This is a genomic window from Piscinibacter defluvii (assembly GCF_004011805.1).
GTDB lineage: Bacteria > Pseudomonadota > Gammaproteobacteria > Burkholderiales > Burkholderiaceae_C > Piscinibacter > Piscinibacter defluvii.
Map to the genome: position 1 here is coordinate 35,564 of NZ_ML137198.1, position 12,972 is coordinate 48,535.

13 protein-coding genes and 1 tRNA gene are annotated in these 12,972 nt (G+C 70.3%); 1 reads left to right on the forward strand and 13 read right to left on the reverse strand.

Translation table 11 applies throughout. The features are described from left to right. The first annotated feature begins 48 nt into the window (after positions 1–48). A tRNA-Leu gene (locus tag D9C15_RS05620) sits at positions 49–133 on the forward strand. Positions 134–185: 52 nt separating this feature from the next. Here D9C15_RS05620 and D9C15_RS05625 read toward each other — a convergent pair. From D9C15_RS05625 to ispG, 13 genes are all read right to left on the reverse strand, one after another. Further along, the gene (locus tag D9C15_RS05625) at positions 186–707 is read right to left on the reverse strand and encodes a phosphoribosyltransferase (protein WP_127996469.1); all 522 of its coding nucleotides are present in this window, start codon (positions 705–707) and stop codon (positions 186–188) included. 30 nt (positions 708–737) lie between these two features. Continuing rightward, entirely contained in the window at positions 738–2,078 is a 1,341-nt protein-coding gene (locus D9C15_RS05630) for an adenylosuccinate synthase (protein ID WP_127996470.1), read from the reverse strand. Positions 2,079–2,102: 24 nt separating this feature from the next. Then, a complete protein-coding gene (locus tag D9C15_RS05635) occupies positions 2,103–3,260 on the reverse strand; it encodes an ATP phosphoribosyltransferase regulatory subunit (RefSeq protein ID WP_127996471.1) in 1,158 nt (385 codons plus the stop codon). Between the two features lie 64 nt (positions 3,261–3,324). After that, a complete protein-coding gene (locus tag D9C15_RS05640; RefSeq protein WP_112183690.1) occupies positions 3,325–3,519 on the reverse strand; it encodes a DUF2065 domain-containing protein in 195 nt (64 codons plus the stop codon). A 9-nt stretch (positions 3,520–3,528) separates the two neighbouring features. Further along, positions 3,529–4,413: a protease modulator HflC gene (gene hflC / locus D9C15_RS05645; RefSeq protein WP_127996472.1), complete on the reverse strand. Its 885-nt coding sequence runs from the start codon at positions 4,411–4,413 to the stop codon at positions 3,529–3,531. 24 nt (positions 4,414–4,437) lie between these two features. Continuing rightward, on the reverse strand, positions 4,438–5,682 hold the full coding sequence (gene hflK, locus D9C15_RS05650) for an FtsH protease activity modulator HflK (RefSeq protein ID WP_127996473.1): 1,245 nt from the start codon (positions 5,680–5,682) through the stop codon (positions 4,438–4,440). Next, entirely contained in the window at positions 5,679–6,881 is a 1,203-nt protein-coding gene (gene hflX, locus D9C15_RS05655) for a GTPase HflX (RefSeq protein ID WP_240668300.1), read from the reverse strand. Before hflX ends, hflK begins: the two co-directional genes overlap by 4 nt. Then, positions 6,878–7,120 carry an RNA chaperone Hfq gene (gene hfq, locus D9C15_RS05660; RefSeq protein WP_112183683.1) on the reverse strand — a complete coding sequence of 81 codons (243 nt, stop codon included), beginning with the start codon at positions 7,118–7,120 and terminating at the stop codon, positions 6,878–6,880. The genes hflX and hfq overlap by 4 nt, the downstream gene beginning before the upstream one ends. A 75-nt stretch (positions 7,121–7,195) precedes the next feature. Beyond that, positions 7,196–8,527: a ribosome biogenesis GTPase Der gene (gene der, locus D9C15_RS05665; protein WP_127996474.1), complete on the reverse strand. Its 1,332-nt coding sequence runs from the start codon at positions 8,525–8,527 to the stop codon at positions 7,196–7,198. A 10-nt stretch (positions 8,528–8,537) separates the two neighbouring features. After that, a complete protein-coding gene (bamB, locus tag D9C15_RS05670) occupies positions 8,538–9,656 on the reverse strand; it encodes an outer membrane protein assembly factor BamB (protein ID WP_127996475.1) in 1,119 nt (372 codons plus the stop codon). After that, positions 9,653–10,330 carry a YfgM family protein gene (locus tag D9C15_RS05675; RefSeq protein ID WP_127996476.1) on the reverse strand — a complete coding sequence of 226 codons (678 nt, stop codon included), beginning with the start codon at positions 10,328–10,330 and terminating at the stop codon, positions 9,653–9,655. The genes bamB and D9C15_RS05675 overlap by 4 nt, the downstream gene beginning before the upstream one ends. A gap of 35 nt (positions 10,331–10,365) precedes the next feature. Next, on the reverse strand, positions 10,366–11,676 hold the full coding sequence (gene hisS / locus D9C15_RS05680) for a histidine--tRNA ligase (RefSeq protein WP_127996477.1): 1,311 nt from the start codon (positions 11,674–11,676) through the stop codon (positions 10,366–10,368). Between the two features lie 36 nt (positions 11,677–11,712). Next, on the reverse strand, positions 11,713–12,972 hold the full coding sequence (gene ispG / locus D9C15_RS05685) for a flavodoxin-dependent (E)-4-hydroxy-3-methylbut-2-enyl-diphosphate synthase (protein WP_127996478.1): 1,260 nt from the start codon (positions 12,970–12,972) through the stop codon (positions 11,713–11,715).

Below are 12,972 nucleotides of genomic sequence, written 5' to 3' on the forward strand. Positions count from 1 at the left end.
CTGGTGTGTTGGTTCGTTTTGATGATATAGTCCAAGACTTCCTGAAATGCCCAGGTGGCGGAATTGGTAGACGCACTAGTTTCAGGTACTAGCGGGTAACACCGTGGGGGTTCGAGTCCCTTCCTGGGCACCAGATGATAAGAAGGCCAGTGCAGATGCACTGGCCTTTTTCTTTGGGGCGCGTGTCAGATCGCGTACTTCTTCGACAGGCCCTCGGGGCGGAGGTTGTCGTACTCCTCGAAGGGCTGGTGGATCCACGGGCTGGTGGGCAGCAGCTCGACGAAGTAGTCCGGCGTGTAGGTCGACACGCCCTTCACCCAGATCACGGCCGAGCGCAGCTCGCTGATCGAAGGCATGCCGCGCAGCCGGTCGACCACGGCACGCAGCGTCACGCCGGAATCGGCCAGGTCGTCGACCAGCAGCACGCGGCCGGCCAGGTCGCCCTTGGGCAGCGTGATGTACTTGGCCATGTCGAGCCGGCCCTGGATGGTGCCGGCCTCTGCGCGGTACGAACTGGTGGACATGATGCCCAGCGGCTTGTCGAACACGCGCGACAGCACGTCGCCCGGGCGCATGCCGCCGCGGGCCAGGCACAGGATCTGGTCGAACTCCCAGCCTGAGGCATGCACCTTCAGCGCCAGCCGTTCGATCAGCATGTGGTACTCGTCCCAGGACACGTACAGGTGCTTGCCGTCGTCGGTGAGCATGAAGGACTCCAGTGGGGCGTTGCGAGAGGATCAGGCCTGGTACGGGTGGCGCAGCAGGATGGTGTGTTCCCGGTCCGGTCCGGTGGACACCATGTCGATCGGCGCGCCGATGAACTGCTGCACGCGCTCCAGATAGCGGCGCGCGTTCAGCGGCAGGTCGTCCCAGCGCGTCGCGCCGAAGGTGCTCTCGCTCCAGCCCGGGAAGCTGTCGTACACCGGCCGGCAGGCGAGGATCTCGTCGGCGTCCAGCGGCAGGATGTCGACCCGCCGGCCGTCGAGCTCGTAGCCGACGCAGACCTGGATCTCCGGCAGGCCGTCGAGCACGTCCAGCTTGGTGATGCACAGGCCCGAGACGCCGTTGATGACGGTGGCACGCTTGAGCGCCGCGGCATCGAGCCAGCCGCAGCGGCGCGGCCGCCCGGTGACGGTGCCACGCTCCTGGCCGACCGTCGAGAGGTGGTGACCCACGCTGCCCGGCTCGTCCATCGGCAGCTCGCTCGGGAACGGGCCGCTGCCCACGCGCGTGGTGTAGGCCTTGGTGATGCCCAGCACATAGTGCAGCTGGTCCGGCCCGACGCCCGAGCCGGCCGCGGCGTTGCCGGCCACGCAGTTGCTCGAGGTGACGTAGGGGTAGGTGCCGTGGTCGATGTCCAGCAGCGAGCCCTGCGCGCCTTCGAACAGGATGTTGCCGCCGGCCCGGTTGATCTTGTAGAGCTCGTAGCCGACGTCGGCCATCATCGGGCGCAGCTGCTCGGCCAGCGCCATCGCCGCATCGTAGATCGGCTGGTAGTCGAGCGGCTTGGCGCGCAGGTAGCCGCCCAGCGCCACGTTGTGCAGATCCAGCAGCTCGCGCAGCTTGCGGGCGAAGCGCTCCGGGTGCTTGAGGTCCTGCACGCGCAGCGCGCGGCGCGCCACCTTGTCCTCGTAGGCCGGGCCGATGCCCTTGCCGGTGGTGCCGATCTTGCCGGCCCCGCTGGTCTCGCGCAGCGCCTCGCGCGCATGGTCGACCGCCACGTGGAACGGCAGGATCAGCGGGCAGGATTCCGAGATGCGCAGCCGCGAGCGCACGTCCAGCCCGATGCCTTCGAGCCGCGTGATCTCGGCCAGCACGTGCGTCGGGTCGACCACCACGCCGTTGCCGATGAAGCAGGCCACGCCGTCGCGCATGATGCCCGAGGGGATCAGCTGCAGCGCGGTCTTCACGCCCTTGATCACCAGCGTGTGGCCGGCGTTGTGGCCGCCCTGGAAGCGCACCACCGCCTGGGCATGGTCGGTCAGCCAGTCGACGACCTTGCCCTTGCCCTCGTCGCCCCATTGCGTGCCGACGACGACGACGTTGTGCCCGCGGGCCCCGGAATGTGTTTGCTGCATGTTCAAGCCGATTCGAATCCGTTGTCAGAGCGCACGCACGACCCACTGGCCGCCGACGGCGACCAGCTCGCGGTCGCAGTCGAACTCCTGGCCCTCGTGCTCATGGCCGGGCAGCATGCACACGACCGTCTCGCCCTGCTCGCGCAGCCGGCGCACCGCGCCGCGCAGCGTGCTGTCCTCGGCCCAGGGGGCGCGGATCGCGGCGCGCCCGCCCGCCGCAGGCACCAGTTCGGCGATCTCCTTCAGGTCGAGGCTGAAGCCGACCGCCGGGCGCTTGCGGCCGAACACCTCGCCGACCTCGTCGTAGCGGCCACCGCGCGCCACCGCGTCGCTCGAGCCTTCGGCGTAGACGGCGAAACGCGCACCGCTGTAGTAGGCCGAGCCGCCCACGTCGGCCAGGTCGTAGCCGACGCGCGCCTTCGGATGCGCCTGGCGCACGTGCCGGCCGAGCGTGGCCAGCTCGTCGAGCGCGAGGCGCAGCGCCGGCAGCGACGGGAGCAGCTCACGCGCCCGGGCGAGGATGGCGTCGTCACCGTAGAGCGTCGGCAGCGCGAGCAGCGCGCGCCGGCGCGCCGGCTCCAGCGGCTGCACCGCCGACTCCAGCGTGGCCTGGTCCTTGGCGGCCAGCGCGACGAGGGCGCGCTCGCGCGCCGCCGTGTCCAGCCCCTCGAGCAGCGCGCGCACGATGCGCGTGTCGGCCAGGTCGAGCACCACGCCGGGCAGGCCGGCGTCACCCAGGCAATCGAGCGCCAGGTCGAGCACCTCCAGGTCGGCCTCCAGGCCGGCATGGCCGTAGATCTCCGCCCCGAACTGCAGCGGCTCGCGCGAGGCCTGCATGCCCGAAGGCCGCGCATGCAGCACCGGGCCGCAGTAGCACAGCCGCGTCACGCCGCGGCGGTTCAGCAGATGCGCATCGATGCGCGCCACCTGCGGCGTGCTGTCGGCGCGCACGCCCAGCGTGCGACCGGACAGCTGGTCGACCAGCTTGAACGTCTTCAGGTCCAGGTCGCCGCCGGTGCCCGAGAGCAGCGAGTCGAGGTGCTCGGCCAGCGGCGGGATGACCAGTTCACAACCGTAGGAACGCGCCACGTCGAGCAGGCCGCGGCGCAGTTCCTCGATGTGGCGGGCCTGCGCGGGCAGGACATCGGCAAGGTGCTCGGGCAACAGCCAAGCAGAAGACATGGACAAACGCCGGGGTACTGAAAACGAAATTGTACCGGGCGCCCTGACGCGAACCTGCCGGGGCTCAGTTCCAGAACAGGACCAGCAGCACCAGCCCGCTGAGCATGCTGGACAGGCCGAGGAAGCGGATCTGCCCGTCGGAAAGGCGCGTGGCCTGCTCGAACAGGCGGCGCCACAGCGCCGGCCCGAGGAACGGCAGCACGCCCTCGATCACCAGCACCAGCGCGCAGGCCGGCAGCAGCAGGTCCCAGAAACCCACGGGGCGCGGCTACTTGCCCGACGGCGCACCGCCGCTGCCGCGCATGGCCTTGAAGAACTCGCTGCCCGGATCGACCACCATCACGTCCGACTTGTTGCGGAAGCTCGCGCGGTAGGCCTCGAGGCTGCGATAGAACTGCGCGAACTGCGGGTCGCGGCCGAACGCCTCGGCAAAGATCGCCGAGGCCTGCCCGTCGCCCTCGCCCTTGACCTTCTGCGCGTCGCGGTAGGCCTCGGCGATGATGACCTGGCGTTGCCGGTCGGCGTCGGCGCGGATCTTCTCGCCCTCGGCCGCACCGGTGGAGCGCAGCTGGTTGGCGACCTGCTGGCGTTCCGAGCGCATGCGGCTGTAGATCGACTCGGTGATGTTGGCGACGAAGTCGACCCGCTTGATGCGCACGTCCAGCACCTCGATGCCGAAGGCCTTGGCGTCGTCGTCCAGGCGCTTGCGCACGTCCTGCATGACCTTGTCGCGCTCGCGCGAGAGCACGCCGCCGACGGTGCGCTTGGTCACCTCCTCGTTGAACGCGGCGTGCACCACCGGCGCCAGGCGCGTCTCGAGGTTGCGGATGTCGGTGCCGTTGTTGCGGATGAACTGGCGCGGCTCCGACACGCGCCACTTGACCAGCCAGTCGATCACCAGGCTCTTCTTCTCGGCCGTGAAGATGGGCCGGGTGTCCGGGCTGTCGAGCGTCTGGATGCGGCGGTCGAGGAACACGACGTTCTGGAAGGGCGGCGGCAGCTTGACCTTCAGGCCCGGCTCGGTGATGACTTCCTTGATCTCGCCCAGCGCGTAGATCACGGCCACCTGGCGTTGGTCGACGACGAACAGCGTCGATGCGGCGATCATCAGCGCGACCAGCGCGCCACCGACGAGGACTCCGATGCGATTCATGATGCGTTCTGCTCCCCTGCCCGCTCAGCGCCCGTCGCGGTCGCGCGAGCGCTGGTTGTCGCGCGAACGCGCGTCCGTGCTGCCGCCTGCCGCCGTGGCGTCGCCGGTGGCCGGGCCCGGCAGGGCCTGCGCCGCCGCCGCACCGGGCACACCGCCGGCCTGCTGGATCAGCTTGTCCAGCGGCAGGTAGAGCAGGTTCGAGTTGTTGCGGCTGTCGATCATCACCTTGCTGACGTTCGAGTAGACCTCGCGCATCGTGTCGACGTAGAGCCGGTCGCGCGTGACGCCGGGGGCCTTCTGGTACTCGGTCAGCACGCGGCTGAATCGCTGCGCATCACCCTCGGCCTGGGCGATGATGCTGGACTTGTAGCCCTCGGCCTCTTCGCGCAGGCGAGCCGCGGTGCCCTGCGCCTTCGGGATCACGTCGCTGGCGTAGGCCTGGCCTTCCTTGATCAGGCGGTCGCCGTCCTGTCCGGCCTTGAGCGTGTCCTCGAACGCCGCCTGAACCTGCTCGGGCGGCTGCACGCTCTGCATGTTCACGTTCACCACCAGGATGCCGGCCTTGAGCCGGTCGAGCTGGTCCTGGATCGACTTGACGAGCTCGGCGGCGATCGCGTCGCGCTGCTCGTACAGCACCGAGTCGATCTTGCTGCGCCCGACGATCTCGCGCACCGCCGACTCCGCCGCCATCGTGACCGCCTCCTCGGGGTCGCGGTTCTCGAACAGGAAGGCGCGTGCGTCCTTCAGCCGGTACTGCACGGTGAAGCGGATGTCGATGATGTTCTCGTCCTGCGTGAGCATCGACGAGTCGCGCAGGCCGGTGGCCTGCACCACCGAGTTGCGGCCGACCTCGCGCGAGCGCAGCTGCGTGACGCTGACCGTCTCGTGCGCCTGGAACGGATACGGCATGCGCCACTGGAAGCCGGCGTCCGCGGTGTGGCTGTACTTGCCGAACGAGGTCACGACGGCCTGCTGCCCTTCCTGCACGATGAAGAAGCCGCTGCCGAGCCAGATCAGCGCGACCACGCCGACGATCAGCCCGGCGCCGATCCCGGCGCTCTTCATGTCGGGCTGGAAGTTCGAACCGCCGCCGTCGTCGCCGCCGCCGGTGCCGCCGCCGCGCGTGCCGCCCTTGCCGCCGAACAGGCCGCCGAGCTTGCGGTTGAAATCGCGCCAGAGTTCGTCCAGGTCGGGCGGGCCGTCGTTGCGGCCGCTGCTGAGCAGGCGGCCCGCGGCGGCGCGCAGGGCGTGAAGCGGTTTCATGGTCATGCGTGGGAGTCGTGGGTGCCGGTGAGCGGCGATTCGTCGAAGCGGGGGTCCTCGGCCGGTGCTTCAGCGACGGCCGACGCGCCGGCCACCGCCTCGGTCAGCACACGGCGCAGTTCGTCCAGGCCCGTGCCGTCGAGCGCGCTGACGAACACACGCGGCACGCGCACGCCGCCGGGGCGCTCGAGCTCGTCGCGCAGCACGCGCGGGCGCTGGCTCGGCTCGAGCCGGTCGACCTTGTTGTAGACCAGCACCTGCGGAATGCGCCCGGCGCCGATCTCCTCGAGCACGCGCTCGACCTCGGCCATCTGCTCGTCGAGCACCGGGCTCGCGCAGTCGACCACGTGCAGCAGCAGGTCGGCCTCGGCCGCCTCCTGCAAGGTGGCCTCGAAGGCCTCGACCAGCTTGTGCGGCAGGTCGCGGATGAAGCCGACGGTGTCGGACAGGGACACGCCGCGTCCGGCCTCCTCGAGCCAGAGCTGGCGCGTGGTGGTGTCGAGCGTGGCGAACAGCTGGTCGGCGGCGTAGCTGCGTGCCTTGACCAGCGCATTGAACAGCGTCGACTTGCCGGCGTTGGTGTAGCCCACCAGCGAGACGCGGAAGGTCTGGTTGCGCTCGCGCGCGCGGCGCTGCGTGGCGCGCTGCTTCTTGACGCGCACCAGGCGCTGCTTCACCTGCTTGATGCGCTCGTCGATCATGCGCCGGTCGAGTTCGATCTGCGCCTCGCCCGGGCCGCCGCGCGTGCCGATGCCGCCCTGCTGGCGCTCCAGGTGGCTCCAGCGCCGCACCAGCCGCGTGGCCAGGTACTGCAGCCGGGCCAGCTCGACCTGCAGTTTGCCCTCGTGGCTCTGCGCGCGCGCGGCAAAGATCTCGAGGATGAGCATGGTGCGGTCGGCCACCGCCACGCCGAGGTGGCGCTCGAGGTTGCGCTGCTGCGCCGGCGAGAGCGCCTGGTCGAACAGCACCGCCTCGGCCTGGTGGCCGAGCACCAGGGCCTTGATCTCGTCGGCCTTTCCGGAGCCGACGAACAGGGCCGGATCGGGCGCCTTGCGGCGTGCGATGACACGCGCGACCGGCTCGTCGCCGGCCGATTCGGCCAGCAGGGCGAGTTCGTCGAGCGTGGCATCGAACGGCGCCGACCCGCCGAGGTCGACGCCGACCAGGATCGCCCGGGGTGCCCCGGGGGCTTGCGCGGGGATCAAGCTTGGTCTTGCGCTTCGGCAGCGTGGAAGTTCACGGCACGGCCCGGCACGACGGTCGAGATCGCGTGCTTGTAGACCATCTGGGTGACGGTGTTGCGCAGCAGGACCACGTACTGGTCGAAGGACTCGATGTGGCCCTGGAGCTTGATGCCGTTGACGAGGTAGATCGACACCGGAACATGCTCCTTGCGCAGCAGGTTCAGGAACGGGTCTTGTAGAAGCTGCCCTTTGTTGCTCACGATATTCTCCGTGTTGAAAGTTCTTGGACCGCCCACGTTATCACAGCGGTCCGGCGCCTGCGGGATTTCTCCGATTCACTCGGGATCGAAAGGGTTCCTCGCCGAGCGCATCTCGATGCGCAGCGGCGTGCCGACCAGCTTGAAGTGCTCGCGGAAGCGGCCTTCGAGGAAGCGTTTGTAAGCGTCGGTCACGTGGTCGAGCGAGGTGCCGTGGATGACGATGATGGGCGGGTTCATGCCGCCCTGGTGGGCATAGCGCAGCTTGGGGCGGAACATCCCGGCGCGCTTGGGCGCCTGGTGCTGCACCGCCTCGATCAGCAGGCGCGTCAGGACCGGGGTCGGCAGCTTGCGCGTCGCCGAGGCATGCGCCTCGGCGATCGCCTTCCACAGCGGGCCCAGGCCCTGACGGCGCTTGGCGGAGATGTGGAGCAGCGGCGCGTATTTCAAGAAGGCCAGGCGCTGCTCGATCGAACGCTGCAGGGTCTGCTTCTGGTAGTCGTCGACCGCATCCCACTTGTTCACCGCCAGCACCACCGCGCGTCCGCTGTCGAGGATGTAGCCGGCGATGTGCGCGTCCTGGTCCGTCACGCCCTGGGTCGCGTCCAGCAGCAGCACGACCACGTTCGCGTCGGCGATCGCCTGCAGCGTCTTGACCACCGAGAACTTCTCGATCGCCTCGAACACCTTGCCCTTGCGGCGCAGGCCGGCGGTGTCGATCAGCTCGAACTTCTGGCCGTGGCGCTCGAACGGCACGTGGATCGCGTCGCGCGTGGTGCCCGGCAGGTCGAAGGCGACCAGGCGCTCCTCGCCCAGCCAGGTGTTGATCAGTGTCGACTTGCCGACGTTCGGCCGGCCGGCCACCGCCAGGCGGATCGGCGCGGCTTCGTCCGGCTCGCCCTCGGCAGGCTCGTCTTCCGGGCAATCGGCCAGCGCCGCCTCGGTCAGGCTGCGGATGCCCTGGCCGTGCGCCGAGGACACCGGGTGCGGTTCGCCCAGGCCGAGCTCCCAGAACTCGCCCAGCAGCGGCGAATCGACCATGCCCTCGGCCTTGTTGGCCGCCAGCAGCACCTTCTTGCCGGTGGTGCGCAGGTAGTCGGCAATGTCGTGGTCCTGCGCCGACAGCCCGGCGCGCACGTCGACGACGAAGATCACCGCGTCCGCCTCGGCCACGGCCTGGCGCGTCTGCTTGGCCATCTCGCGCACGATGCCGGTCTCCGCGGTCGGCTCGAAGCCGCCGGTGTCCACGACGATGAACTCGCGGCTGCCGAGCTTGCCGTCACCGTAGTGGCGGTCGCGCGTCAGGCCGGCGAAGTCGGCCACGATGGCGTCGCGGCTCTTGGTCATCCGGTTGAACAGCGTCGACTTGCCGACGTTGGGCCGGCCGACGATGGCGATGACCGGCTTCACCGCAGGTGTCCTAGTTCGGCCGGAAGGCGTACACGCCGCCGCTCTTAGTGACCGCGAGCAGCGTGGTGCCGATCGCCACCGGTGCGGCAGCCAGGCCCGAGCCGTCGGTCGCCAGGCGAAGCAGCGGCGCGCCGCTGTCGCGCGAGAGCCAGTGCAGCGTGCCGGAGGCGTCGCCGAACACCACCGTGTCGCCGGCCATCAGCGGCGAGCCGAGTTCGCGGTGCATCAGGACCTCGCTGTTCCAGGCCACCTCGCCGCTGGCGGTGCGCCAGGCGCTCAGCCGGTCGGACGCATCGGCCGCGACGATCAGCTGGTCGTCGCCCGCGACGCCCTCGATGCCGCCGACGTTCTTGCTCCAGGCCAGGTTGCCGCGGTCGGCGTTGGCACAGGCCACGGCCGACTGGAAGGCGCGTGCGCAGACCAGGTCGCCGATGCGTGCCGCGGGCGACACCAGCTCGGCGAGGCGCTCGACCTCGTTGGTGCCGCGCGGCGAGGCCATCGGCACCTCCCAGCGCAGTGTGCCGCGCAGCGGGTCGAGCCCGGCCAGGCGCGGGCCCTGCCCGACCAGCAGCGTGTCCTTGAACGGCATCAGCAGCCCCGGCCGGGCCAGGGTCAGCGGATCGCCCGGGCGCTGCACGCTCCACAGGCGCCGGCCGTCGCGCACGTCGAAGGCGTGCACGCTGCGGTCGCCCGCGAGCACGAACACCCGTTCGCCGGCCACCAGCGGCGCGGTCACCACGCGCGTGCCGAGCGGCTTGTGCCAGGCCTTCTTGCCGGCCTCGAGCACCACCAGCTCGTTGTCGCGCGTCACCACCGCGGCCCAGCGACCGTCGCTGCCCACGCCGGCGGCCAGGCGTTCGCCGGCGCTGCCGCGCCAGACCTCGCGGCCGGTCTCGGGCTGCAGGGCCAGCACCGTGCCGTCGGTCGAGGCGACGGTGAACACGCCGCCGGCGGTGGACACGCCGAGCGGAAAGCGCACGCTGTCCAGGCGCGCCGACCAGACCTGCCGCCCGGCAATCGGCTTCTCGATGGCCGGGAGCGGCTTGGGCTTGGGCTTGTCCGTGGAACTGCAGGCCGCCAGCACGGCGGCCGCCAGCAGCAGCGCGAGCGGCGCGCCGCGCAGCCTCATCGAGCCGCTCCGCCGGCCGCCGGCGCCGAGGCGGCAGGGGCGGCGCCGACCGCGGTCAGCTTGGCATCGATCAGGCGACGGTACTCCACCTTGGCGTCCATCGCCGACCAGGCCTTCTGCCAGGCCGCCTTGGCCTCGTCCTTGCGGCCCATCGCCATCAGCACGTCGCCGCGGCGGTCGGCCACCAGGGCCTCGAACTCCTTCGCGCTGGCGCCATCGAGCTGCTTGAGCGCCTCGTCGTACTTCTTCTGGTCGGCCAGCACGCCGGCCAGGCGCAGCCGGGCGACGGTCTTGTACTCGTCCTCGACGGCGTGTTCGGCCACCCAGCCGAGCGTGGCCGCGGCGGCATCGAGCTCGCCCTTCTCGAACTGCACCCTGGCCGTGGCCAGCCCACCCTGCTGCGTGAACGCGGTGCGCGGAAAACGCTCCTGCATGTCCTTGAACACGCCGGCGGCGCGCGCCGCCTCGCCGGCCTGCACGGCGCGGTCGAGCTCGTCGAACATCGCGCCGGCCTTGACGGCCTGCTCGCGCTGCCACCAGTTCCAGCCGTTCCAGGCGGCGAAGCCGGCCAGCACCAGGGTCAGCAGCCAGACGATGGCGTTGCCGTACTGTTTCCAGAACGCCTTCAGCTGGTCGAGCTGTTCCTGTTCTTCGAGGTCGAGATGCGTGGCCATGGAAGGAACCGATTGCGTGAGAGGCAAAGCGCGGATTATGCGGTGCGCAGGCGCGCCGCCCAGTCGGCCACACCGGCCAGCGGCAGGGCGAGCTGGGCGGCCGAGGCATCGCGCAGGTCTTTCAGCGCCACCTCGCCGCGCGCCAGCTCGTCGTCGCCGAAGATCAGCGCGTAGCGTGCCCCGCTCGCGTCGGCGCGCTTGAACTGGGCCTTCATGCCGCCGCCGCCGGCATGCATCTGCACCGCGATGCCGCGCTCGCGCAGCTGCTCGAGCAGCGCCATGGCGCGCGGCAGCGCCGCGGCCGACGGCAGCACCGCATAGGCCTGCGGCGCCGCCGAGGGCCGCGCCACCTTGAGCTCCTGCAGCAGCAGCAGCAGTCGCTCGATGCCCAGGCCGAAGCCCACCGCCGGCGCCGGCTTGCCGCCGAGCTGCTCGAACAGCCCGTCGTAGCGGCCGCCGCCGCACACCGTGCCCTGCGAGCCGAGCTGGTCGGTGACCCACTCGAACACGGTCAGGTTGTAGTAGTCCATGCCGCGCACCAGGCGCGGGTTGATGCGGTAGGCGAGCCCGGCGGCGTCGAGCACGGCACGCAGCGCATCGAAGTGGGCCAGCGACTCGGCGCCGAGGAAGTCCGCGAGCCTCGGCGCGGCCTCGATCAGCGCCTGCATCGCCGGGTTCTTGCTGTCGAGAATGCGCAGCGGGTTGCTGTGCAGGCGGCGCCGGGCGTCCTCGTCGAGCTGCGCCGCGTGGGCCTCGAAGTGCGCGATCAGCGCGGTGCGGTGCGCCAGGCGCTCGGCCGGCTGGCCCAGGCTGTTCAGCTCGAGCCGCACGTCGCGCCCGACCTCGAGCCCGAGCGCGGCCCACAGCGCACGCACCATCAGGATCATTTCGGCGTCCACGTCCGGCCCGGGGAAACCGAGCGCCTCGACGTCGAGCTGGTGGAACTGCCGGTAGCGGCCCTTCTGCGGCCGCTCGTGGCGGAACATCGGCCCGATGGTCCACAGCCGCAGCGGGCCGTTGTAGAGCGCGTTGTGCTCGACCATCGCCCGCACGATGCCCGCCGTGGCCTCGGGGCGCAGCGTCAGCTGGTCGCCGTTCATCGAATCGGTGAAGGAGTACATCTCCTTCTCGACGATGTCGGTCACCTCGCCCAGTCCGCGCACGAACAGGGCCGTGGGCTCGACGATCGGCGTCACGATGTACTGGTAGCCGTAGCGCGCCAGCACCTCGCGCACCGTGGCCTCGAACCAGGACCACAGCGCCGAATCGGGCAGCTTCTCGGTGCGCGGCACGCTGGCCGGCAGGATGTCGTTCATGCCCTTGACGGCACGCAGGATGTCAGCCATGACAACTCGGATGGAGGCGGCCGGCGGCCGCGGACTTCAGGCGGCGGCGCCGAAGCGCTTCTCGATGTAGTTCTCGACCAGGGTCTGGAACTCGCGCGCGATGCCCTCGCCGCGCAGCGTGAGGGCCTTCTCGCCGTCGATGAACACCGGCGCGGCCGGCGCCTCGCCGGTGCCCGGCAGGCTGATGCCGATGTCGGCATGCTTGCTTTCGCCCGGGCCGTTGACGATGCAGCCCATCACCGCGACCTTCATGGTCTCGACGCCGGGGTACTTCGCCTTCCACACCGGCATCTGGGCGCGCAGGTAGTCGTCGATCTGCTTGGCGAGTTCCTGGAAGGTGGTGCTGGTGGTTCGGCCGCAGCCCGGGCAGGCGGTAACGCTCGGGTTGAACGAGCGCAGGCCGAGCGACTGCAGGATCTCGAGGGCCACCACCACCTCCTGCGTGCGCGCCTCGCCGGGCTGCGGCGTCAGGCTGACGCGGATGGTGTCGCCGATGCCCTCCTGCAGCAGCAGCGCGAGCGCGGCCGTGGAGGCCACCGTGCCCTTGGTGCCCATGCCGGCCTCGGTGAGGCCGAGGTGCAGCGCGTAGTCGCAGCGCTTGGCCAGCGCGCGGTACACGGTCACCAGGTCCTGCACGCCGGACATCTTGCACGACAGGATGATCTGCTCGCCACGCAGGCCGATCTCCTCGGCGCGCTTCGCGGACGCGAGCGCCGAGGTGACGATGGCCCGGTACATGATCTGCTGCGGCTCGTGCGGCTCGGCGAGCCTGCCGTTGTCGTCCATCATCTGGGCCAGCAGTTCCTGGTCGAGGCTGCCCCAGTTGACGCCGATGCGCACCACCTTGTCGTGCTTCGCCGCCACCTCGACCATCTGGGCGAACTGGCGGTCGCGCTTGTCGCCCTTGCCGACGTTGCCCGGGTTGATGCGGTACTTCGAGAGCGCCTCGGCGCAGGCCGGGAACTCGGTCAGCAGGCGGTGACCGTTGTAGTGGAAGTCGCCCACCAGCGGCACGTCCACGCCCATGCGGTCGAGCTGCTCGCGGATGTGCGGCACGGCCTGCGCCGCCTCGGGCGTGTTGACGGTGATGCGCACCAGCTCCGAGCCGGCACGCGCCAGTTCCTTGACCTGGATGGCGGTCTCGATCACGTCCACCGTGTCGGTGTTGGTCATCGACTGCACGCGCACCGGCGCGTCGCCGCCGATCGTCACGACGTGGCTGCCCCAGCGCACGCGGGCCTGCCGCGAGCGGCGTGCGGCCGGCCCGGCAGGGATGATGAAGTCGTCGTCGCTCAT